The sequence below is a fragment of the Providencia sp. M-27 genome (assembly GCF_011077905.1).
Taxonomy (GTDB): Bacteria; Pseudomonadota; Gammaproteobacteria; order Enterobacterales; family Enterobacteriaceae; genus Providencia; species Providencia huaxiensis.
The window spans coordinates 422073-445914 of the sequence record NZ_JAALBT010000001.1 but is presented as its reverse complement, the minus strand read 5'-3'; the positions used below and the strand labels follow the sequence as shown (position 1 = coordinate 445914).

Here is a 23842-nt window from a genome sequence, read left to right as displayed (position 1 = left end):
ACCTCTAAGTGAGCGTTCATGACTAAAATTAATAACAATATGCTTTACTCTACGAAAAACCCTCAAACAATAAATAGTAAAACACCGAATAAAAATCGATTCGCCCGTTTTATCTGCCGAATTAATACAGCATTAGAACCATTTTGGAAATTATTCAAATCGCCAATAAAAAATAGAAAACGCGAATTAAATTTAGAAAATAATATTGTTTTTATTAAAGAATATTTCAGCATTAATAATAAATATAAAAAAGAAATCATTCATGATGAAAAATCAACTTCTATTATATTGAGAACAAAAATAGCAGGATTCAAACCGAACAAGGACGATAGTTATACATCTACTCATCTTGGTCACATTTATGAATCTAATGAATTTACTTTTGATAAAGAACTATCTGATAAATTCAACAAAGATTTCAATAGAATGAATATTTATTTACACACACCATACCGCCAAGAAAACTCAGTAGAAATAAAAGATGCAAAGTTTCTCAGTGCAAAATTCGGGTTGAAGAATGCCCAGCTGATATCGCAAATTGCTCATCAAGGCTTTCTTGCAGAACCAACAATTCTTTTACATCAAATAAATAAAAATGAGCATTACAATATAGGTGTAAGGGCTACTCAAGAGTCTAAAAATAACAGTTCAATTGAGAGTATGAGAACCAATTTTACTATTAAAGAAACAGAGAATGGAAGTTGTATTATTACAGCAAATAAAAACTTTGAATATATAAACACAGGTGATGAATTTGGTAGTCCATTACCAGATCTTTCAATTTCAGTAGAACGAAAAACACATTTAAATAAAGAAAATAAAAACGAAACCAAATCAAATAATTATAAAAATATTTTTAAGCTTACAAATAATAAGAAAGATGAGCTTAAAATCAAAATCACAAAAAATAATATAGAAAATATTGAGCAATGAATACTGCGAGCTATAGTTATCTATAGTTCGCAGTATAGCATTTTTAACTATCCACCCAAATACGCGCTTCTTACCGCTTCATTGGCTAAAAGCGCCTTTCCACTATCTTCCAACACAATATGCCCATTTTCCAACACATAGCCACGGTCTGCGAGTTTCAACGCTTGATTGGCGTTTTGTTCGACAAGGAAAATCGTCATACCTTCCTCGCGTAGCTGTTGGATTGTATCGAAAATTTGCATAATGATAATGGGGGCAAGGCCTAGGGACGGCTCATCAAGCAACAGCAGCTCTGGCTGGCTCATTAAAGCACGGCCTATCGCTAGCATTTGTTGCTCCCCACCTGACATCGTTCCTGAACGTTGACTTCGGCGCTCATACAGCCTTGGAAACAGCTTATAAACCCGCTCAATACGTTCTTGGTACTGTTGGCGATTTGCAAAAAAGCCCCCCATTGCGAGGTTCTCTTCCACTGTCATACGAGAAAAGACACGTCGCCCTTCTGGCACTATTGCAATATCTTCACGCATAATTTTGGACGTTGGCAATTGAGTAATATCCACACCTCGGTAGATGACTTGGCCTTCCGATGCACGCGGGTCGCCACAAAGGGTACTGAGCAACGTTGTTTTCCCTGCGCCATTTGCTCCGATTAAGGTCACAATCTCACCTTTTTGGATATTCAAGCTAATTTCATGTAACGCTTGTATTTTTCCATAATGGGTAGAAACTTTTTTAAATTCAAGCATCAGTAAGCTTCCCCCAAATAGGCTTTTATCACATCAGGATGTTGACGAATTTCACTTGGTGTCCCATTTGCCAATGGCGTTCCTTGATTCACGACATAAATGCGATCTGAAATCCCCATGACTAATTTCATATCATGTTCAATTAATAGAATTGAAACATTATGATGTGCACGTAATTCGGCAATTAAATCATCCAAATCATTGGTTTCTTTAGGGTTAAGTCCCGCAGCAGGTTCATCTAACATTAAAATTTCAGGGCGAGTGACCATACAGCGAGCAATTTCTAACCGACGCTGCTGCCCATAGGCCAAATTGCCAGCCTGCCGGTTTGCAAAGGGTAGTAAATCTATGCGCTCCAGCCATTTTACTGCATTATCAAGCGCTTCTGATTCTGCACGACGAAATGCAGGCGTTTTCAATAACCCAGAAAAAATGCCACTTTTTAAATGTTGATGTTGCGCCACGAGTAAATTTTCAATCACCGTCATTTCTTTAAATAGCCGCACATGTTGGAACGTTCTTATCACTCCGAGACGAGCAATCGCCTGCCCTGTCAGCCCTTCAAGGTGCTTTTCACGATATAAAATAGTGCCGCTGGTCGGTTTATAAAAACCCGTTAAACAGTTAAAAATAGTGGTTTTACCCGCCCCATTCGGGCCAATCAGTGAAACTATTTCCTCTTGATTAATGGTTAGCTCAACATTATTAACGGCAAGTAGCCCACCAAAACGCATCGTTAAGCCATTAACTTGTAGCAAAGGCGTTGTTTTATGACTCATACGCCCTCCCCTTCAGGGACTTTTTTCACCTGCATTTGACGACGTTTCATCGGTAATAGGCCTTGTGGTCGCCAGATCATCATCAGCACCATCAGCGCCCCTAATAACAGCATGCTGTATTGGTTAAGGTCACGCATCATTTCCCGTGATACAACTAAGATAATTGCGGCTAAAATTACAGAAGTTTGTGAGCCCATTCCCCCTAAAACAACAATGGCTAACACAAATGCTGATTCCACAAAGGTAAAGGACTCAGGGCTGATAAACCCTTGCCGTGCAGCAAATAACGTCCCCGCAAACCCCGCAAAGGCTGCGCTAATAGTAAATGCGGTTAATTTTATTCGAGTTGGACTTAACCCTAATGAGCGGCAGGCAATTTCATCTTCGCGTAATGCTTCCCACGCACGACCTAATGGCATACGCAGTAACCGATTGATAACAAACAAAGTTAAAACCACTAATAACAAAGCGACAAAATACAGGAAGATAATTCGGTCACCTGGGCTGTAATCTAAGCCGAAAAAGTTATGGAAAGTGTCCCAGCCATCTTTTGCTGTACGGCTAAATTCCAAACCAAAAAAAGTCGGTTTCGGTAATTGGCTGATCCCATTTGGCCCACCAGTGATTTCGGTATTATTCAGTAATAAAATACGAACAATTTCCCCAAACCCAAGCGTCACTATTGCGAGATAGTCCCCACGTAGCCTTAGAACAGGGAACCCCAATAAAAAGCCCGCTAATGCAGCGGTTAACCCTGCAATCGGTAAACTTTCCCAGAACCCAAAACCATAGTAATGATTTAATAAACCAAAGGTATAAGCCCCTATCGCATAGAAGCCTGCGTAGCCTAAAACCAATAAGCCAGATAACCCAACCACCACGTTTAAGCCTAGCCCTAACATCACGTAAATTAGCGTTAAGGTTGCAATATCCACACTTCCACGAGAAACAATAAACGGCCAAATAATTGCAGCAATAATAATTATAACCGCAAGGATTTTTTGCTTAGTTGTCGAACCATCAAAATCAGGAATAGCCCACGCTTTCTTAGGCACTCCTTGCCACACTTTTCTTAAGGTTGGACGAACCAACTGGTACACAAAGATCACAACAATGCCGGCAATGATCCAGTTCCAACGCACGGAGTCCCCAACCGTCACAACCAGTTTCGTGCCATCCAGTGCGAGCTGCAGCCCCATCATAAACAGTGCCAATACGAAAAAAGTCACTGAAGCCACAATGGCATTAATCCAATTTTCTTTTCTCATACTTTTTCGACCTCCGGGCGTCCCAGAATGCCGGTTGGCATGATCAATAACACACCAATCAATAAACCAAATGACACAACATCTTTATATTCTGTACTTAAATATGCAGAGGTCATCGCTTCTGCGACACCTAAGATTAAGCCGCCCAACATAGCACCGGGAATACTCCCAATTCCCCCTAATACCGCCGCAGTAAATGCCTTCATTCCTGCCATAAAGCCAATGTATGGGTTAATCACACCATAAAATTGCCCCAGCAATACACCGGCTACAGCAGCCATTGCCGCACCGATAACGAAGGTCAATGAAATAACGCGATCCGTATTAATACCTAATAAACTGGCCATTTTAAGGTCTTCTGCGCATGCTCGGCAGGCTCTACCCATTTTTGAATAGCGAATAAATAACGTCAAAGCTAACATCGCAAGCACGGTAACCACCCAGATGGTCAACTGCATCTTAGTCACCGTGGCTTCAAAACCATCGCTTTCACCCAGAACCCATTGCCCAGTGATCAAACTCGGTAGGGCTAAATCACGCGAACCTTGTGACAGGCTGACATAATTTTGTAGGAAAATAGACATCCCGATCGCTGAGATCAGTGCAATCAAACGTTTAGAATGACGCACTGGCCGATAAGCAACCCGCTCAATACTCCAACCATAGGCGCTAGAGACCACGATCGCGGCAATAAAGGCAGCAGCAACAAGGATCCAGCCGATATCGATCCCAAGCATCATCAAGCCTGCGATCACAATAAAAGAGACATAGCTGCCTATCATATACACTTCGCCATGGGCAAAGTTAATCATCCCAATGATGCCATATACCATCGTATATCCGATGGCTATCAATGCATAGGTACTGCCGAGGGTTAAACCATTCAGAAGCTGCTGAATAAAATAGAGAATTTGATCTGACATAAGACTATCCTTTCGAACTACTTGTCCTATATAGAGAACAGAAGCCGGAAGCAAGTTACTCACTTCCGGTTCTTATTCACTATGCTGGAACACTGCTGAGTACTATTTTACAGAGGTGGATGTCCCATCTTTGTGCCACTCAAATACGCCGAACTCAAACCCTTTCAGGTCACCGTTTGGCTGCCAGCTTAATGTTCCCATAACGGTTTCGACTGGATTTGCTTTCAGGTCTTTCACCAAATCTTCAGGCTCGATGCTGCCAGTACGCTCCATTGCTGTTGTTAAACCTTGGATAGCAGCATAAGTTGTCCAAACAAATGGGCCCGTTGGGTCTTCTTTCTTCGCTTTGATGGCATCAACAATCGGTTGGTTAGTCGCAACTTGGTCATAACGTTTTGGTAAAGTTACCAACATGCCCTCAGAGGCATCGCCTGCAATATTTGATAATGAAGAGTTACCGACGCCTTCAGGCCCCATAAAGCGAATATTCAACCCAGCTTGTTTCGCTTGGCGTAAAATTTGCCCCATTTCTGGGTAATATCCCCCGAAGTAAACAAAATCCACGTTCTCTTTCTTCAATTTTGCCACTAAAGCGGAAAAGTCTTTGTCTCCCGCGGTTACCCCTTCAAACATGACCTCTTTAATGCCCGCTTTATTGAGGCTTTCACGCACAGAACGGGCTAAACCTTCCCCATACTGTTGTTTGTCATGCACAACAGCAATACGAGTTGGTTTGATATCTTCCATAATAAATTTAGCTGCAGTTGGTCCTTGGTCTGAATCCAAACCTGTTGTACGAAGCACCATCTGGTAGCCACGCGTGGTTAAATCCGCATTAGTGGCTGCAGGGGTGATCATAATGACACCTTCATCTTCATAAATATCGGATGCAGGCTGTGTTGAAGAGGAACATAAATGCCCAATGACATGGCGAATACCATCGTTAATGACTTTATTTGCCACCGCAACCGCTTGTTTCGGGTCACAGGCATCGTCATATTCAACTGCCACTAATGTGTTTCCATTAATGCCACCTTTAGCATTAATGTCTGCTATCGCTTGGCGTGCCCCTGTAAATTCCATATCACCATATTGCGCCACAGGCCCTGACATCGCGCCAACAACCGCTATTTTAATTTCCTTTGCCCATCCTGCAGAACTGAACGCCATCGCAATACAGCCCGCCAATAATGCTTTATTCATATTCTTCATTTTATCGTCCCCGTCTTCATGGTTCTGAGTGTTTGTGTTTGATTTGTAGTAGATTATTATGGTTGACAGGTACAATGCCTGATATTTCAAAATACAGCGAATAAGGCTATATATTTCATAACATTAAACAAGATAATTATGCTAAATAGCAAATGGATATGGTAGGTTTTTACATTAGAAGCAGAATAAAAAACTGATGTGTTAAAGTGGTTTTTTTGTAAATACTAGTGTTATATTCGGGTTAAATTTAAATTAATCCGAGTGAAATTCGGAAAATTCAGTATCACCAAATTTTTCTCTCTAAAATCAAAAAATCGGTTGTAGATCACTCTGGCAGGATGAGTAACTGCAACTCTTACAGGGAAACAAACAAAATATCATGAGACTCACTATTATCCCGCTGGTCAATCCTACTGAGCAACAATATCTGGACTTACATAAAATCTGGCCTGACCAGAGCCCTTTTGAACTGGCAAAAATGTACAAAGCAGGCCATCAATTTTACGCTGCGCGCTTTAATGACCGACTTCTTGGTGCCGCAAAAATTACCGTGGATCATAACGCAGCCACTTTGCACGATTTTTGTGTACGAGAGGTTACTCGCCGACGAGGTGTTGGCTCATATTTATTAGAAGAAATTTGCCAAGCCATCCCTGACATTACACTATGGAAATTTGATATTAGCGGGGTAGCGCTACAAGAAAAAGAAGTGATGCAACTATTCTTGGCTGCTAATGGCTTCAATGCCACCACACAACCTGATATATGGACAAAACAGCATGAAGTTAAATAAAATTCATCATGTTGCTGTTATCGCATCCAATTTTGAAATCAGTAAGGATTTTTATTGCCGTATTTTGGGTTTAAATTTACTTGAAGAACATTACCGCCCAGCGAATAATTCGTGGAAAGCGGACTTAGCCTTTGGTGAACATTACCAAATTGAGTTATTCAGTTTTGTTAACCCGCCAGCAAGGCTGAGTTACCCCGAAGCCACAGGGCTGCGTCATTTAGCCTTCAGTGTCGATGATTTAGATAAATGGGTCGCTTATTTAACTAAACAAGGGGTGGCTTGTGAAACAATACGGGTTGACCCCTACACGCAAAAGCGTTTTACATTTTTCACAGACCCAGATGGCTTACCGCTAGAGTTATACAGTGATTAATTGAACAATCAAAAATATAAAAGTAGAAATGATTATCTGCATTTATCCACCGCTTAATGGGTAATAAATGCAGATAATTTTAGTGAACAACGAATTGGCCAGTAATAAATCACATTTCGCTGTCTTCGTCTTCTTCCATCGCCAAACGTAACTTCTTCATGGCGTTCTTCTCAAGCTGACGAACACGCTCTGCAGAAACACCGTATTTATCAGCAAGTTCTTGCAACGTCGTTTTGTTGTCATCGTCTAGCCAACGAGCTCGAATGATATCCTGACTGCGCTCGTCTAAAGAGTCTAATGCCTCTGTAAGGCGGTCAGTTGCATGGCTTTCCCAATTATCATCTTCAATTGAGCCGGCAAAGTCTGATGCTTTGTCTTGTAAGTATAAGACCGGGGCTACTGGGCCACCAAAATCACTGCTGTCGTCGTCATCTGACATATCAAATGCCATGTCTTGTGCAGCCATACGTGATTCCATTTCACGCACATCTTTAGTACTTACACCTAACTCTTGGGCAACCATATCGACTTCATCTTGGTTAAACCAACCAAGACGTTTTTTATTCTTTCTTAAATTAAAGAATAGCTTACGTTGCGATTTTGTCGTCGCGACTTTCACAATACGCCAGTTACGTAGAACGTATTCATGAATTTCAGCTTTGATCCAGTGAACCGCAAAGGAAACAAGGCGAACGCCAACTTCAGGATTGAAACGACGTACCGCTTTCATCAGGCCGATATTACCTTCCTGAATTAAATCAGCTTGCGGCAAACCATATCCTGCATAACTACGAGCAACATGAATAACAAAGCGTAAATGCGATAAGATCAGTTGCTTTGCAGCATCCAGATCACCATGGTAATGCAGCCGTTCAGCAAGTTCCTTTTCTTCCTCAGCGGTAAGCATCGGGTAAGCATTAGCGGCCCGAACATAGGCTTCAATACTTCCTTGTGGAACAAGAGCTAATGATTGCATGTCTTTGGTCATTCAGATCCTCAATAAAATAATAGGAAACAGATTAGTTTGTATTGATAACCGCATTGGTTAACCATGAGGTAAACACTTTAAGTCTACCAGTTTAACCGCGTTAAATAAATTATATACAAAATTTGTTAACAGTAGGTCAATGTAGGACAAAACAATTCAGACTAAGTTCATTTTTAACGCAAATTTGCAATAGAATCAAAGAGTCATGATATAATCAAATCATGACTCTTTGATAAAAATGACGAAAAAACAATGCATTACTCAGGTGTAAAGTGTCGTAAATGTTGAAGTGTTGCCAACCATGCCGCTATCCAACCAACCATAGCGGATAATAATAGGATCAATAAAGACTCTTCCCATAACAACCCTTCAATCTGAAATTGTGTACCGAATACACTAGCCACTTTTGCCACACCGTCTGCTAACTGCCAAACAAGTAGAAAGGTCATAATCAAGGAAATAATGGCACCTAATGCGCCTAATACAAGACCACCATTTAAAAATGGCCTCATGATAAACCCATCAGTAGCACCAATTAGTTTCATCACATTAATTGTATCGCGGCGAGCAAAAATGTTGAGCCGAACGCTATTACCTATCACAAGGAACAGTGACACAATCATTAAAATCCCAATGACAGAAGCGACTTTCCCAACCAAGCCCGTGAGTGCGGCTAACCGAGCAAACCAGCTATCATCCATGCGAACTTCTTCAATTCCATCGACTTGGCTGACTCTATCACGCAGTGTTGTTAATACATCAGAACCTTCAAAATCAATTTTAGGTGTAATTATTGCGACTGCAGGCAGTGGGTTTTCCTCTAGCATATCGAGTGCGGTACTAAAACCAGACCAACTGCGAAACTCACTCATGGCTTGGTCACGAGAAAGGTAATTCACATGGTCAATACCATCAAGAGCCTGTAATTGTGTTACCACATTTTGCCCACCTTGTTCATCAAGAGATTTATCTAAATAAACAGTGAGTTGAGGTGTTGGGTACCATTGTTCCGCGGCTTGCGAAACATTTTTCCACACAATATAACAAAGGCTCGGTAATGTGAGTGAAATCGCAATAACCATGATTGTCAAAAAAGTGGCTAAAGGCTGCCTAAGCATATCAGCGAGCGCATTCAACCACGAATAACGCCACTGCTCTTTCCAACCGCCTTTTAATGCTTTACTTTTCGATTGCTTGGCTCGTTCCGGCTTGCTTTTACGGACATTCTTAGCCATGTTGACCTCCAAGCATACGACCTTCACTTAATGTAAGAACACGGTAGTTACGACGCTCAATCAATGCAATATCATGGGTCGCCATTAAAACAGTCACCCCCACACGGTTGAACTCTTCGAATAAACGCATTATCCCTTCAGACAATTCACCATCAAGGTTACCTGTTGGCTCATCCGCTAATAACATCGTTGGCTTATTCACCACCGCTCGGGCAATACCGACACGCTGTTGCTCCCCACCAGATAACTGAATTGGAAAGTTTTTAGCTTTGTCCAATAACCCGACTTTATCTAATGCCGCAGAAACTCGCCGACGAATATCTTCGGTACTGGCACCAGAAATGATTAGCGGCATTGCGACATTGTCATATACCGTTCGATCAAAAAGCAGGTGATGATCCTGAAAAATCATCCCGATCTGCCGGCGCAGAAATGGGATCTCTCGATTTTTCAAGCGGCTGATATCATGACCATTGAATAAAATATGACCCGCACTTGGGCGTTCAATACCACAAATCAGTTTAAGTAATGTACTTTTACCTGCGCCTGAGTGGCCTGTTAGAAATGCCATTTCTCCAGGTTGAAGATGAAAATCAACCCCTTGGAGTGCTTGGCGGCCACCGCGATAAGCTTTACTAACGTGTTCAAAGCGAATCATCGAAAATTATTCCTCTCGGGCAAATAGAGCCTCGATAAAGTCATCTGCTTTAAATGGACGTAAATCTTCAATACCCTCACCAATACCAATATAACGAATTGGAATACCAAATTGGTCGGCAATAGAGAAAATTACGCCACCTTTTGCTGTGCCATCTAGCTTAGTCAATGTAATACCTGTCAGACCGACCGCATCATCAAAAAGTTTTGCCTGACTTACCGCATTTTGTCCAGTGCTTGCATCTAGCGTTAACATAATTTCATGGGGAGCATTTTCATCGAGTTTTTTCATTACCCGGACAATTTTTTTCAGCTCTTCCATCAAGTGCGATTTATTTTGTAAACGTCCAGCGGTATCTGCAATTAAAACATCAACCCCTTTCGCTTGTGCTGATTGAATCGCATCAAAAATAACAGATGCAGGGTCTGCACCAGTATGTTGGGCTACCACAGGGATCTTATTACGCTCACCCCATACTTGAAGTTGCTCAACGGCTGCTGCACGGAAAGTGTCCCCCGCGGCTAACATGACGCTTTTTCCTTCCGACTGATATTGACGTGCTAATTTACCAATTGTAGTCGTTTTCCCGACCCCATTAACACCAACCATAAGAATAACATAGGGTTTTTTGTCTTCGATCACGAGTGGTTTATCCACTTTCGCTAAAATATCAGACATTTCCTCACGCAATTTGCCATATAACGCTTCTGCATCTTTGAGTTCTTTACGGCTCGCATGTGCCGTTAAGTTGTCAATGATTTTGCGCGTGGTATCAACCCCGACATCCGCTATCAATAACTGTTCTTCGAGCTCTTCGAATAAGTCATCATCAATTTTTTTACCTGAGAACAGCCCAAAAAAGCCTGAACCTAAATTCTGTCGAGTTTTTAATAGCCCTTTCTTTAGCCTAGCAAAGAAACCTGCTTTTTTAGGTTTTTCTTGCTCAGTTGGTGAATTATTTTTTTCTTCTTCTAAACGTAAACGCTCAGCTTCAGCTTCTTCCTCTGCAATTCTCGCTTCTTCAGCGGCTTGTTCTTCGGCTAAACGCGCGGCTTCTGCCGCTTGGCGTTCACGTTCCGCTTGTTCTTTCGCTAAACGCGCAACTTCTGCCGCTTGGCGTTCACGTTCTGCTTGTTCTTCCGCTAAACGCGCAACTTCTGCCGCTTGGCGTTCACGTTCTGCTTGTTCTTCCGCTAAACGCGCGGCTTCTGCCGCTTGGCGTTCGCGTTCCGCTTGTTCTTCGGCTAAACGTGCGACTTCTGCCGCTTGGCGTTCACGTTCCGCTTGTTCTTCGGCTAAACGTGCGGCTTCTGCTGCTTGGCGTTCGCGTTCTGCTTGTTCTTCCGCTAAACGCGCGACTTCTGCTGCTTGGCGTTCACGTTCCGCTTGTTCTTCCGCTAAACGTGCAACTTCTGCCGCTTGGCGTTCACGTTCCGCTTGTTCTTCCGCTAAACGCGCGGCTTCTGCTGCTTGGCGTTCGCGTTCTGCTTGTTCTTCAGCTAAACGTGCGGCTTCTGCTGCTTGGCGTTCACGTTCCGCTTGTTCTTCTGCCGCTTGGATTGCAGCTAACTCAGCTTGACGACGTTGTTCTTCAGCTTCTTCTGCTGCTTGGATCGCAGCTAACTCAACTTGACGCTGACGTGCCATTTCTGCTTCAGCAATACGTATTGCTTCAGCTTCTTGGCGTTCACGCTCCGCTTTTTCTTCCGCTAATATTTTCTCTTGGGCTTCCTGATGCGCTTGTTCCGCTTGCTCTTGGGCCGCTTGGAGTTCTGCTAATTTAACTTCTCGCTCACGTTCTGCTTGTTCGGTTGCCGCATCAATCGCAGCTTGCTGCGCTTCATACTGGCGCTCAGCTTCATCTTCAGCGGCTTTAATAGCGGCCTGCTCTGCTTGATGTTGACGTTCCGCTTCGGCTGTTGCGGCATCTACCGCAGTTTCATGGGTTGATTGGTTTTCAACGTCCTTGACTACATCATTATCATGCTGTTGAGCTTCTTGTTGCTGGGTTTCTTCTTCATTTTTACGCCCAAACCCCAACCATGAGAAAAAACCTTTTTTCTTGTCTTTAGCCATTTGCCACTACACTCCTCGCGGTAAAAATATGGCACTCGATAATCAAATCGCAATAAAATTATATGCAGTCTACCATTTCATCGCTCAGCAACACATATCTGAAAGAAAAATCCTGCCAATTTAATCTGAATTTCAGTGTTAAAACGGTGAAAATAAAGTTCTATAATTGAAAAATGACCAATCAGAGATAACAACACTGCAACTTATCGCCTGACAGGTATACAATAGTAACAATCAAATTTAAGTACATAAACCCGTTAAGCAACAATAAACATTATGGCAAAAAAACCACAATCCCCCTCTTTAGGGCAAATTCGTATTATCGGTGGAAAATGGCGCGGAAGAAAGCTGCCAGTTCGTGATAGTGAGGGCTTACGTCCAACTACAGACAGAATAAAAGAAACGTTATTTAACTGGTTAATGCCAATTATTCGAGATGCTCGTTGCTTAGATTGCTTCGCAGGAAGTGGCTCACTCGGCTTTGAAGCACTTTCTCGTTTTGCAGAAACGGTCACCTTTATTGAGCTCGATAAACAAAACGCACAACTGTTAACTGAAAACAAAGCTCGCTTACAAGCAGATAACGCAACTGTAGTGAATCACAATAGCCTAACTTTTTTAAGTCAAGCAGGTACACCTTTTGATGTCGTTTTCATTGACCCACCATTTCGCAAAGGGCTACTCAATGAAACTATTCAATTGTTAGAAAAAAACCAATGGTTAGCTGAAGAAAGCTGGATATACGTTGAGTCAGAAGCGGAGTCACCACTTACTGACATTCCAGCTAATTGGCAACTTCATCGCGAAAAAATAGCGGGGCAAGTCGCATATCGCCTTTTTATTCGAACTTCACTTTAGGGACAAAAACATGTTTATCAATATTGGACGCCTACTCATGATTTGCGTTTGGAGTTTTATGGTCTTTAACCTCGTCCATCCATTCCCTAAACCATTGAAATACTTTATGGATATTGCAATGGTTTTTATGATTTTCATGCACGCATTACAAACTATTTTCCTAAAAGCAACGCTACCAAAAGGGGAAAAAATATCGGGTTTAGTTCAACTGCGCATTTTCTTTTTTGGTGTATTCGAAATGCTAGCGATGCAGAAAAAAAATAAAGCTGATTTAGAAAAAGCGAAGAAAAAACAATTAGGCGAGTAACCTATTCTACGCTGGCTCAAAACGAATAAAGCGGGTACCTTGCATAATGAGCTTACCTTCATGGCCAAGTTCAACGCCTTGATACTGTTCTTCAGTTACAATAGTTTTAATAATTTCGCCACTTGATAGCGTCTTAAAGTGAATCTCATAGCGAAAAGTTTCAGGGGAAACAACATCCCGCTCTCGAGAGCGCATATTTGGGTATGGATAGTCTTTTTTGCTATCAACCTTGACTAAGTAACTCACAGGCAAGGCGTTATCGTTGATTTCATTTTGCTTGCGTTGATCAAAAAAACGCTTGGTTGCTAGAACAGCAATGATCGCTAAAACAATGATCAATAATATGGGCTTATTCATAATGTATGCTTTTCACTTAAAAAGTCAGTCGCTATAGTTTATCTTATTTAACTAAGTTGGACACGCTTCTATACTCTACATAGCTTGAAGTAAACGAGTATAAGTTGCCGGATCACTGTCGTGTCATTCATTGAACATATAAGGATGTGTATATGATTAGTTGGCCATTCCTCGCAGTACTCTTTTCTGGTTGGTTATATGTCGATGCCGCCTATCGAGGACCCGGGTGGCAACGGTGGTTATTTCGCCCGATCACACTGCTACTTTTATTACTTTGGGGCTGGAGTTCCGACGATCTTAACCTGCAAAATTACCTCATTCTTGCGGGGCTACTAGTCTCGCTCGTCGCGGATCTGTCTCGTATGCTTTCAAGTGAGCACTTACTAGCTTCCGTTGCGTTGATGTTCTTGAGTTACCTGATTTATACCATCAGCTTCGGAATGCAACTCAATTTCGGGCTCTATCTACCTTGGCTAGCCGCCCCTCTGATTGTCGCTGCCATTACTTTAGTATTTATCTGGGGCAAACTTGAAAATCTTCAAGCCATTGTTTTTGCATCATTAATAATGTGTATGATTATGGCATGGGTTGCTGGTGACCAATATTTTGGTCTCGGTCGTGAATACAATTTTTCAATCATGGTTGGTGCATCACTGCTCTTTCTTTCTAACTGTGTTTGGCTAATTGCTCGATTCCGTATCCCATTTAAAGCTTCAAAAGCCGTTGTTGCTGCTCTCTATTTCCTTGGGCAGTTCTTTATTGTCCGAGCAATTTATTTATAACCCCTTTTTAGTAAACACCATGCCAATTGATAAAAAGTGCTATTTGAGAATTTTATCAGTTGGCAGCCCCTCTTTTAGTTTGACTCTGGAGTAGACTCCAGAGTGTAAACTTATCTGCAATGAATAATGAAACGAATTATTGTTAGATAAGGGGGCGCTTATGCACTCACACTCTCATAAAGAAAATCATACACATACCAGTTCTTGCTGCTCGAATAGCGCTACTTGTTCTTCTGTAATCACAGAGAACAGCAAAGAAGTGAGTAATGACTCACATACTCACGAACATGGCTATACAAAGCAACACTCTGATGACGATGAAGAATCTCACCAGCATCAAGGATGCCATTCATCCCATGAGCATGATACCGACGATACGCACCATAACCATAGCCATGCAGGCCATGACCACCAACACGGTGATAGTTGTGGGTTAAGCGCGAATATCATCAATGACGTTGAGCCAACCCAAGCCGCAGGGCAACGATTCAGTTGGGTTATTCGCGGTATGGATTGCCCTAGTTGTGCCAATAAAATTGAAACCGCAGTCGGCCAAATTAGTGAAGTTAAACAAGCTAAGGTATTGTTCGCTACTGAAAAATTAGTGGTTGATGCCAATACGGATATTAGCGCGGCGGTTCGTTCCACGGTTGAAGCTGCTGGCTATGAATTGCTCGAAGTGACTGGTAATAGTGCGGCGGCTATTGCGCCACCACAAAGCTTACTCAGTGAAGCTAAGCCCGTCATTATATTAGCGATTTTAATGGCAATTAGCTGGGGTATTGAATCATTCAGCCCAAAAATTGGTAACATCGCCTTTATTTTGACAACCCTGTTTGGTTTATACCCTATTGCTCGTAAATCGTTGCGCCTAATTCGTACTGGCTCACCCTTTGCTATCGAAACTTTGATGACCGTTGCCGCGGTAGGTGCAATCTTTATTCAAGCCACAGAAGAAGCCGCAATGGTTATCTTACTGTTTATGTTAGGCGAAATGTTGGAGTCTTATTCTGCCGGAAGAGCCCGACGAGGGGTTAGCGCCTTAATGGCACTGGTTCCAGAAGATGCTGTTTTGATCAAGGATGGACAAAAAACCACCATACCTGTGGCACAATTACGCCCTGGTGATATTATTGAAATCGCACCGGGTGGTCGTTTACCTACCGATGCCGTATTAGTCTCAGGTTTTGCCAGCTTTGATGAGAGTGCGCTAACAGGTGAATCTGTTCCCATCGAACGCAATGCAGGCGAAAAAGTTGCTGCTGGCTGTTTATCCGTTGATAGAGCCGTGCAGATGAAAGTGGTGTCAGAGCAAGGCCAAAATGCCATCGACCGTATTTTACAGCTAATTGAAGAAGCTGAAGAACGCCGCGCTCCAATAGAACGCTTTATTGACCGCTTTAGTCGCATATACACACCAATCATTATGCTTATTTCTGCATTGGTGATTATTATTCCACCAATTTTCTTTGATGCATCATGGGAAACATGGATTTACCGCGGTTTGACACTGCTATTAATCGGTTGTCCTTGTGCCTTAGTAATTTCGACCCCTGCCGCAATCACCTCTGCACTCGCAACGGCGACACGGCGCGGTGCATTAATTAAAGGCGGCGCAGCACTTGAACAACTGGGTACTATCACAACAATTGCTTTAGATAAAACAGGCACACTAACGGAAGGTAAACCGCATGTCACTGACCTTGTCCCTGAAGAAGGCATGACAGAAAGCGAATTAGTACGGATAACCGCTTCCGTTGAGGTGGGCTCCCATCACCCACTGGCTAAGGCGGTAGTGAATAAAGCCGAAGCATTATCGTTGGTAGTAACCGAAGCTCAAGACCGAAAAGCACTGGCAGGGAAAGGTGTTGAAGGTGTTTTGAACGATAAACATATACTGGTTAGTGCACCAAACCGCCTTGATACCCCGCTAAATAGCGAATGGCAAGGTAAAGTTGAGGCACTTGAGGCCGAAGGGAAAACGGTTGTTGTCACACTAGAAGATAACCGTGTAATTGGTTTAACCGCGCTACAAGATACACTACGCAATGATGCAAATGACGCAATGAGTTTGCTTAAAGCGCTTAACGTTAATGCGGTGATGCTAACGGGTGATAATCCTCGTGCTGCGAGTGCCATTGCAGGGCAACTAGGCATGGAGTTCCGTGCTGGCTTGTTACCTGAAGATAAAGTTACCGCAGTAATGGAACTTAATCGTAACCACAGCACCATGATGGTTGGAGATGGTATTAATGATGCGCCTGCGATGAAAGCCTCCAGTATCGGGGTAGCCATGGGAAGTGGTACGGACGTTGCGTTAGAAACCGCCGATGCCGCATTAACTCATAACCGTTTAACGGGGCTAGCTGAAATCATCGCGCTTTCTCGTGCAACGCGAAAAATCATTCGTGAAAATATCGCGATTGCCTTGGGGTTAAAAGCCGTATTCCTTGTCACAAGTTTATTAGGTATTACAGGCCTTTGGGTCGCTGTACTTGCTGATTCAGGCGCAACAGCACTCGTCACAGCGAACGCAGTGCGTCTATTACGCGTTAAATTACCCCAAGTGAAAAAATAGCTTTAATTAACAGAGTTTCAATCAACCAATTTAAACGCCGCGTTAAGTGGCGTTTTTCATTTACAACATTTCCAATAAATACCTGTATTACAATATGTTAAATGCAAATTCAATTAAAGAATTAGGACTAACTTTTTCTCCATAAACCTCAGTTTTCGCTAGAATACGTTTTATCAATAGATTATTTTGGTATAACGTTTAGTGGGTACTGAGTATGGTAAAAAATCACAGTTCAACACCGCATGATGCTGCATTTAAAGGGTTTATGTCTAAAATTGATAATGCACGTGATTTTTTTGATATTCACTTACCTAATCATATTAAGCAATTATGTGATTTCAAAACATTAGCGATAACAAATTCATCTTTCATTGATAATCAGCTACGTACTCGTCTTTCAGATGTTCTCTACACTGTCGAGACACAGCAAGGTGAAGGATATATTTATATGTTAGTTGAACATCAATCAACACCCGATAAACTAATGGGTTGGAGGATGATGCATTATGCGTTCCTTGCCATGAATCAGCACTTACAACAAGGTCATCGTGATTTACCACTAGTTGTCCCAGTTTTATTTTATCATGGGAAAATAACCCCTTACCCATATGCTAAGCCGTGGACACACTGTTTTCCGTGGCCTGAAATTGCGTCAAACTTATACAGTCAGCCATTTCCTCTCGTCGATATTACTGTTATTGATGATAATGAGCTCGTAAACCATCGCAAAGTTGCCGTCATGGAACTTGCTATGAAACATAGAGACCTAAGAGATAACATAGAAAAAATTACGCAATTACTAGCTGAAGCGATGAATCGAAACTATCATCATAGTGATGACATAATTACTATTTTCAATTACTTATTTATTACTATGGATTCACCGCATTTTGAAACAGTGGTCAATCAACTTATATACCAACTAGAAAATAACCAAGAGGATATCATGAACATCGCACAACGATTAAAAAACCAAGGATTACAAGAAGGTATTGATATCGGTGTAAATAGAGGCATTGATATCGGTGTAAATAGAGGCATTGATATCGGTGTAAATAGGGGCATTGATATCGGAGCAAACAAAAAACAACATGAAATTGCTCTTAAAGGTTTACAACTTGGTACAAGTATTGAACTTATCTGTCAACTTACAGGGCTGAGCTATCAGGAAGTATTAAACCTACGTTAATCCCTACTTCTTGGCAGGAATTAACGTACAAAATGAAATTAGCTAATAACTATTAGCTCGACTTTTTACGCAGCAAATAACGATACGGGGTATTATCAACCTCTACGGCTAATAAATCATGCCCCATAAAACGGCAAAAGCCCGGAATGTCGCGTGTGGTTGCTGGGTCATCCGCAATAATTAACAACGTTTCCCCATCTGCCATATTACGAACCGTTTTACGCACTAACATCACAGGCTCAGGGCAACGCAACCCAAGTGTGTCAAGGGTCTTAGTAGCATTATCAAAAGAATCAGACATAAATAAACACTTCTAAAGAGAGATCAATAATCGAATTATATAATAAAACGTGTCTTGATGAATGAACTGTTTTGCTTTCGTTGCGCAACGAGCGTATGATGCGCAGTTCCCAACTGTTGGGATGAATTTCATGGGTTCCCTCACCCCATTGTCACTAAAAAGGTACAATATGTTTAATTTTACTGCGCAGCAAAAAGCCACTGCGTTAATTTGGCTTTCGTTATTTCATATTTTAATTATTACTTCTAGTAACTACCTAGTGCAATTACCGATTAATATTTTCGGTTTCCATACCACTTGGGGCGCATTTACTTTTCCATTTATTTTCTTAGCAACTGACTTAACCGTCCGTATTTATGGCGCGCCACTTGCACGCAGAATTATCACTGCGGTTATGCTGCCGGCATTACTGATATCCTATGTTATTTCAGCATTATTTTTCCAAGGTGAATGGCAAGGCTTTACTGCATTGTCTGAATTTAACTTATTTGTCGCACGTATCGCAGCCGCTAGCTTTATGGCTTATGTCCTGGGGCAAATATTAGATGTCAGTGTTTTCAATCGATTACGTCAAAATGCACGTTGGTATGTGGCTCCTGCTTGTGCCATGTTCTTTGGTAACTTAATTGATACTATCGCGTTCTTCTTTATCGCATTTTTCCGTAGTAGCGACCCATTTATGGCCGCAAACTGGGTAGAAATTGCTTTAGTTGACTATGTCTTTAAGCTACTTATTTGTATGCTGTTTTTCTTACCTGCTTATGGTGTGCTTTTGAATTTTATCTTGAGATATTTCTTCGCAAACTCAGATAAAAAGCAGTTAGTCAATCAACACTAAAAACAAAAAAAGGAGATAGCTAAATGCTATCTCCAAATAAGATTAACTGAGCTAAAACAACAAATAACAACCCTACAATTCGATAAGTAATAGATCACAAAGCTTTTGCTAAAAGTGAGATGGGATGCTCACACTTCTTACTCGTCGACATCTCAATCTGCCACTTACACGTTTCACAATCAGTGATCACCATATCAGCACCACTTTCTTCAATTTGGCGAAATAACCCGGCACCAATACCTTGAGAAACCTCATAGTTTTCTTTTTTGAAACCATAGGTTCCTGCGATACCACAGCACTGTGAGTCTAACACTATCAGCTCAACACCGGGTACACGCTTAATTAACTCTAATGTGTAGGAGGTCCAACCCATTTTTTCCATATGGCATGGTGTATGATAAGCCACTTTTAAAGGCGTATGTTTCAGTTTGAGTTCACGCCCTTCTTCCAGTAAACGATAAATATAACGTGTTGCGAGCTCGATGTTATCCCTCATTGCAGAAGTATCAACATCAAGGACATGTGTATATTCATCACGGATAGTAAACGTACACGTTGATGAAGTTGCAACAACAGGCACATGTTTTTCAAGGATAGTTTCTTGTAATGACTCTAAATTCACATTGGCTTGGCGTTTTGCCTGTTTCATAAAGCCATTCGCAATTAACGCCACACCACAACATTTTTCACGTTTAAGTAATTGAACGCCAATGTTCATCCCATTGAAGACTTTAATTAAGTCTTTACCTAATTGAGGGTGGTTATAATTCACATAGCAACCATGGAAAAACGCAACTTGCTCTTCAAATTTAGCTTGTTCAGCGGCTTGTTTTGCATACCAACGACGGAAAGTCCCAAATGAATATTTTGGTAATTCACGGCGATGGTCTATTTTCAGTGCTTTATCAAGGATTTGACGTACAGGTTTTAACCCTGTAATCGTATTTACAACTGGTGCAAATGGCGTAGATAGCGACCCCATTAAATCGGTATGACTGAGAATTGCATCACGAATTTTCGGTTTTTGCTGGCTGTAAGTATTACGCGCACGGGCAATGATATCGCCAATTTTCACATCCGATGGGCAAGCCACTTCACAGCGCTTGCAGTTTGTACAATATTTAAGTGCCTCGTCATATAACATTGGGTCTTTTAAGCGCAAGCGCTCACCATCGGGCCCGGCTTGCTTAGGGCCTGGATACAATGGATTAACCTTTGCTACAGGGCAATAAGTGGTACACACCGTGCATTTAATACAGCTTTCAAAGCTTGCATCTTGAATACTCATTGTGCCACCTCCACCTGCATGGTTTTACTCTTAATCAGTTCATTAATGATTTCATTAGCGGCATATAATGCGCTAATTATTGATACACCCGCCCCACAACCTTGGGTGAGAGGGTCAAAACCGCCTAATACAGCGCCAGCGACATAAAGGTTTGAAATAGCGTTCCCCTCTTTTTGTGCGCGCAGCTTTTCATCAGTTTTCACGCCAAAAGCCATATAAGGTTGGGAAGCAAAAAACTCTTTGTTAGTCCATTTTGCACGTTCTGAAATTTCACACAGGTCCAATTGCATCAATGGCTCATACACACGGTCAAACTCTGCCACCAATCCATTATTGAAAAAACTCCCCGTTGCCAGAACAAAATGCTTAGCTTTTAAAGAGATGTCACCATGATTACGAGTCTGGACAGATTCAATTCGGCCATCCACACAGTTTACCGCAGTGACTTTATCACCTGGCATCACTATGCCACCTTGGCGCCGAAACTGACGCAATAACATTTCGTGTAAACGGATCCCCAATAAAGAAGGTGGAAGAGTCGGCAATAAAAATATAGGCTTACCTAAGTTCCTTTGTAATTCCTGTAAAGGTTCATCACTGTCGAGTCCGATACACGCTGGCATGAAAATCGCGTCTGCATCTGCGACCAACGGGGAAATTTCAGCTACCATTTGAGCCATGTTTTCTGGACGGTCTAACCAGCGAGCAACATTAACGGCTCTAAACTCGCTCGGGTTTTCTCTTAACCGGTCTAATAATGGTAAATGCACATAGTGCGCTGTTGCTTGTAGCCCTTCACGTTGTAGCTCATCCGCAACCATTTGGGGTTGAAAATCCAAGAAACCTTCGATACCAACCACCGCAATATTGTTAGCATCCATTTTATGGTGTAAGCCAGCCGTTGGAACAAATTTAGGACTAAGCCAAGTCATGCGCTTATGGCCTAGAGGTGTAATGCGATAATGGTTTTCTTCACAAGAGCCTTTTAAATGGACTCCCGCTTGCTGCAATATCGACTGCGCCATATGCGCTAATTCAGTAACCTGCGTTTTTCCGATTAAACTATAAGGGTGAGCTGGCGACTGTTCCTTTAACGCATCAAGCATTTCTAATGGTTTTTCAGCCACTTCCCCATTAGGCAAATGGGTTAATAAATCTAAGGAGCCTGATGAAAAATGCATTGCATTTTGCCCTGCGCTAACAATTGCACAAGATAGGCCAGACTGGGTTAAACGTATACCGCTCATTAATCCAGCCAAACCGCCGCCCATTACCACTACATCATATTTCATTATCTGCCTCCTTCTGTGCATCCTTGCCTAGTGTCGCTTCATTCATGCCACATAACCCGTGATATACCCAGCTAGTAAATTCACTTTCACGCAGCGCATCCCCCCAAGCTATTGGACGTACACCTTTCCAGCGCTCATTCAGGAAGTGACTTAATTGCTGCTCTGTTTCATGGGGCGTTGTAACATTAAAACGATTGAGTAAGCCAGCTGCGCGGCATGCACATAGCTCACCTTGGCAAGTTCCCATACCCACACGAGTACGGCGCCTTAAATCAAGCAGATTATTGACCGTCAATGAATTCACGGCATAACGCACCTCACCCGCAGTAACGGCTTCACACTCACAAACTAAACTTTTATCGAGCCTATCCGTACTGAGAATTGCAGAAGCTCTGTCACCATGGCGGTAAACCGCAGAGCCACGAATAGGGGCTGGGATAGAAACAACATTACGTAAGGCTTCTTCTGCGCTGTGCTGCGACCCCGGTAATGGGGCTTCTGCTGTTGTACATTTGGCGCTGTGACCAAGTTTTTCGCAAACTTTATCTGTCGCCCATTCCGCCATCAGGCGATAAGTCATCAACTTACCCCCTGTAATGGTGATAAAACCTTCTAAGCCATCGCGTTTAGCATGGTCTAACAACACAATACCGCGGCTTACGTTACGCCCTGATGGGTCATCATCACTAGCAACTAATGGTCGAACGCCTGCATATGCACGTAAAATGCGCGTTGTCGCAAGTGCAGGAGACAACATTGAACCTTCGCGAATCAGAATATCCACCTCTTCAGGGGTGACATACATATTATCAATTTGGTCATATTCAATATGAGTCGACGTGGTCCCAATCAGGGAAATCGTATCGCCGGGAACCAAAATATCGGCATCTGCAGGTTTACGGCAGCGGTTTATCACCATGTTGTTCAAACGGTGACCTAAAATTAATAGTGCCCCTTTCGCAGGGAACATTTTAATTTTTAATTCGCCATATTCTGCAATTTTTTGTCCCCAGATCCCGCCCGCATTGACGACAATTTCTGCGTAAATATCATATTGTTTCTTAGCATGATGATCATATACCGTCACACCGCGTACCGTATCACCATCACGAATTAAACCAATAACTTCATGATAAGTTAACACTTTTGCGCCATGCTCTCTGGCATCTAACATATTTGCCGCAGTTAAACGGAATGGGTCAACCGTACCATCAGGAACACGAACCGCACCAATTAAATGCGGGTTAACAGAAGGTTCAAGACGAATAGCCTCTTTAGGGTCAATCGCAGTCGCATCAATACCTGCCGCTTGGCAGGCCGTAATGAATTGCTGCTGATATTCTAAGCTGTCTTCAGGAAGAGTAATAAACAAACCGTCCGTTCGTTCAATACAATGATGTGCGATACGCTTTAAAATTTTGTTCTCTTCGATACATTCTCTGGCAGATTCACCATCTGTGACGGCATAACGCGCGCCACTATGCAGTAATCCATGGTTACGTCCTGTCGCGCCAGTCGCAATATCATGTCTTTCGAGTAAAACGGTTCTTAGGCCTCGGCGAGCGCAGTCACGAGCGACTCCTGCACCTGTTGCGCCACCACCGATAATGATGACATCCGTTTCAGTCACAGATGAGCCATTCATGTCGCATTCCTCACATTAATAAACGTTTCTATAATAAATAAGTATAGGTTCTATTTTTATAATCTATTATTAAATATAGCCCAGAAACGCGATCAATGTTTGATAAGGAACAAAAACGAAAGTAATTGCGACATTTTTAGCACCTCAAAGAACAAAATCGTGATGAAAATCACAAAATAATTAACATTTCCAGTTCCATTCTATTCACAAATGTCATTTACTATGCAACTTCATAAACAAAATCAATAATTGTGCGTTGGATTACAGATAAATTGTTTTTTAACGACTACAATTTAGAGCAATTAAGAAAATAAAGACTCTTAAATTACTCGAATACTTTCGTTTTTGTTACTTCACCAATAATAAACACTCAATCTCTCTGAAACAGAGAATGGAAGTGTAAATAAAAATTAGCATGCC

23 protein-coding genes are annotated in these 23842 nt (G+C 42.0%); 9 read left to right on the top strand and 14 right to left on the bottom strand.

The features are described from left to right. Window positions 1–18 precede the first annotated feature (18 nt). A complete protein-coding gene (locus G6Q48_RS02060) occupies window positions 19–933 on the top strand; it encodes a hypothetical protein (RefSeq protein ID WP_102137975.1) in 915 nt (304 codons plus the stop codon). Between the two features lie 47 nt (window positions 934–980). On the opposite strand, the gene livF is transcribed toward G6Q48_RS02060, so the two are convergent. The 5 genes from livF to G6Q48_RS02035 form a co-directional block, all read right to left on the bottom strand. Further along, window positions 981–1682 (bottom strand): high-affinity branched-chain amino acid ABC transporter ATP-binding protein LivF, encoded by a 702-nt coding sequence (livF, locus tag G6Q48_RS02055; RefSeq protein ID WP_102137976.1) that lies wholly within the window; start codon window positions 1680–1682, stop codon window positions 981–983. Further along, window positions 1682–2461, bottom strand: a complete 780-nt coding sequence (gene livG, locus G6Q48_RS02050) for a high-affinity branched-chain amino acid ABC transporter ATP-binding protein LivG (RefSeq protein ID WP_166264278.1) — start codon at window positions 2459–2461, stop codon at window positions 1682–1684. The genes livF and livG overlap by 1 nt, the downstream gene beginning before the upstream one ends. Then, window positions 2458–3729, bottom strand: a complete 1272-nt coding sequence (locus G6Q48_RS02045) for a high-affinity branched-chain amino acid ABC transporter permease LivM (RefSeq protein WP_102137978.1) — start codon at window positions 3727–3729, stop codon at window positions 2458–2460. The genes livG and G6Q48_RS02045 overlap by 4 nt, the downstream gene beginning before the upstream one ends. Beyond that, a complete protein-coding gene (gene livH / locus G6Q48_RS02040; protein WP_004258523.1) occupies window positions 3726–4652 on the bottom strand; it encodes a high-affinity branched-chain amino acid ABC transporter permease LivH in 927 nt (308 codons plus the stop codon). The genes G6Q48_RS02045 and livH overlap by 4 nt, the downstream gene beginning before the upstream one ends. 102 nt (window positions 4653–4754) lie before the next feature. After that, the gene (locus tag G6Q48_RS02035) at window positions 4755–5864 is read right to left on the bottom strand and encodes a branched-chain amino acid ABC transporter substrate-binding protein (protein WP_166264276.1); all 1110 of its coding nucleotides are present in this window, start codon (window positions 5862–5864) and stop codon (window positions 4755–4757) included. Window positions 5865–6243: 379 nt separating this feature from the next. Between G6Q48_RS02035 and panM the strand changes: the two genes are divergently transcribed. Together panM and gloA2 are read left to right on the top strand one after the other, a co-directional pair. Continuing rightward, window positions 6244–6657 (top strand): aspartate 1-decarboxylase autocleavage activator PanM, encoded by a 414-nt coding sequence (gene panM, locus G6Q48_RS02030; protein WP_166264274.1) that lies wholly within the window; start codon window positions 6244–6246, stop codon window positions 6655–6657. After that, window positions 6644–7030 (top strand): SMU1112c/YaeR family gloxylase I-like metalloprotein, encoded by a 387-nt coding sequence (gene gloA2 / locus G6Q48_RS02025; RefSeq protein ID WP_102137980.1) that lies wholly within the window; start codon window positions 6644–6646, stop codon window positions 7028–7030. The genes panM and gloA2 overlap by 14 nt, the downstream gene beginning before the upstream one ends. A 109-nt stretch (window positions 7031–7139) precedes the next feature. Here the strand turns inward: gloA2 and rpoH are convergent, their stop codons facing one another. From rpoH to ftsY, 4 genes are all read right to left on the bottom strand, one after another. Beyond that, window positions 7140–8018 (bottom strand): RNA polymerase sigma factor RpoH, encoded by an 879-nt coding sequence (gene rpoH / locus G6Q48_RS02020; protein WP_166264272.1) that lies wholly within the window; start codon window positions 8016–8018, stop codon window positions 7140–7142. Between the two features lie 257 nt (window positions 8019–8275). Beyond that, window positions 8276–9253, bottom strand: a complete 978-nt coding sequence (gene ftsX, locus G6Q48_RS02015) for a permease-like cell division protein FtsX (protein WP_166264270.1) — start codon at window positions 9251–9253, stop codon at window positions 8276–8278. Then, window positions 9246–9911, bottom strand: a complete 666-nt coding sequence (ftsE, locus tag G6Q48_RS02010; protein WP_004258545.1) for a cell division ATP-binding protein FtsE — start codon at window positions 9909–9911, stop codon at window positions 9246–9248. Before ftsE ends, ftsX begins: the two co-directional genes overlap by 8 nt. 6 nt (window positions 9912–9917) lie before the next feature. After that, window positions 9918–11987, bottom strand: coding sequence for a signal recognition particle-docking protein FtsY (ftsY, locus tag G6Q48_RS02005; protein ID WP_166264268.1), 2070 nt, complete (start codon window positions 11985–11987; stop codon window positions 9918–9920). A 276-nt stretch (window positions 11988–12263) separates the two neighbouring features. On the opposite strand from ftsY, the gene rsmD reads away from it, so the two are divergent. Both rsmD and G6Q48_RS01995 read left to right on the top strand, forming a co-directional pair. Next, window positions 12264–12845, top strand: coding sequence for a 16S rRNA (guanine(966)-N(2))-methyltransferase (gene rsmD, locus G6Q48_RS02000; RefSeq protein WP_166264266.1), 582 nt, complete (start codon window positions 12264–12266; stop codon window positions 12843–12845). Window positions 12846–12855: 10 nt separating this feature from the next. Continuing rightward, window positions 12856–13152 (top strand): DUF1145 family protein, encoded by a 297-nt coding sequence (locus tag G6Q48_RS01995; protein WP_102137985.1) that lies wholly within the window; start codon window positions 12856–12858, stop codon window positions 13150–13152. Window positions 13153–13158: 6 nt separating this feature from the next. Here the strand turns inward: G6Q48_RS01995 and G6Q48_RS01990 are convergent, their stop codons facing one another. Beyond that, window positions 13159–13509, bottom strand: a complete 351-nt coding sequence (locus tag G6Q48_RS01990; RefSeq protein WP_102137986.1) for a DUF2500 family protein — start codon at window positions 13507–13509, stop codon at window positions 13159–13161. A gap of 152 nt (window positions 13510–13661) precedes the next feature. Here G6Q48_RS01990 and G6Q48_RS01985 point away from each other — a divergent pair, with 152 nt between their 5' ends. The 3 genes from G6Q48_RS01985 (at window position 13662) to G6Q48_RS01975 (ending at window position 18058) form a co-directional block, all read left to right on the top strand. Next, entirely contained in the window at window positions 13662–14291 is a 630-nt protein-coding gene (locus tag G6Q48_RS01985) for a lysoplasmalogenase (protein ID WP_102137987.1), read from the top strand. A 160-nt stretch (window positions 14292–14451) separates the two neighbouring features. Then, window positions 14452–16869, top strand: a complete 2418-nt coding sequence (locus G6Q48_RS01980) for a zinc/cadmium/mercury/lead-transporting ATPase (RefSeq protein WP_166264264.1) — start codon at window positions 14452–14454, stop codon at window positions 16867–16869. Window positions 16870–17083: 214 nt separating this feature from the next. Further along, window positions 17084–18058 carry an Rpn family recombination-promoting nuclease/putative transposase gene (locus tag G6Q48_RS01975; protein WP_166264262.1) on the top strand — a complete coding sequence of 325 codons (975 nt, stop codon included), beginning with the start codon at window positions 17084–17086 and terminating at the stop codon, window positions 18056–18058. 52 nt (window positions 18059–18110) lie between these two features. Here G6Q48_RS01975 and tusA read toward each other — a convergent pair whose 3' ends face one another. After that, a complete protein-coding gene (gene tusA / locus G6Q48_RS01970) occupies window positions 18111–18359 on the bottom strand; it encodes a sulfurtransferase TusA (RefSeq protein WP_166264260.1) in 249 nt (82 codons plus the stop codon). Between the two features lie 169 nt (window positions 18360–18528). On the opposite strand from tusA, the gene G6Q48_RS01965 reads away from it, so the two are divergent. Then, window positions 18529–19197, top strand: coding sequence for a 7-cyano-7-deazaguanine/7-aminomethyl-7-deazaguanine transporter (locus tag G6Q48_RS01965; RefSeq protein WP_102137991.1), 669 nt, complete (start codon window positions 18529–18531; stop codon window positions 19195–19197). Between the two features lie 94 nt (window positions 19198–19291). Here the strand turns inward: G6Q48_RS01965 and glpC are convergent, their stop codons facing one another. The 3 genes from glpC to glpA are packed head-to-tail and all read right to left on the bottom strand — an operon-like array spanning window position 19292 to window position 23422. After that, window positions 19292–20485 carry an anaerobic glycerol-3-phosphate dehydrogenase subunit GlpC gene (glpC, locus tag G6Q48_RS01960; RefSeq protein WP_004258601.1) on the bottom strand — a complete coding sequence of 398 codons (1194 nt, stop codon included), beginning with the start codon at window positions 20483–20485 and terminating at the stop codon, window positions 19292–19294. Next, on the bottom strand, window positions 20482–21777 hold the full coding sequence (gene glpB, locus G6Q48_RS01955) for a glycerol-3-phosphate dehydrogenase subunit GlpB (protein ID WP_166264258.1): 1296 nt from the start codon (window positions 21775–21777) through the stop codon (window positions 20482–20484). Before glpB ends, glpC begins: the two co-directional genes overlap by 4 nt. Beyond that, window positions 21767–23422, bottom strand: coding sequence for an anaerobic glycerol-3-phosphate dehydrogenase subunit A (gene glpA, locus G6Q48_RS01950; protein WP_004258606.1), 1656 nt, complete (start codon window positions 23420–23422; stop codon window positions 21767–21769). Before glpA ends, glpB begins: the two co-directional genes overlap by 11 nt. Window positions 23423–23842: the final 420 nt, after the last annotated feature.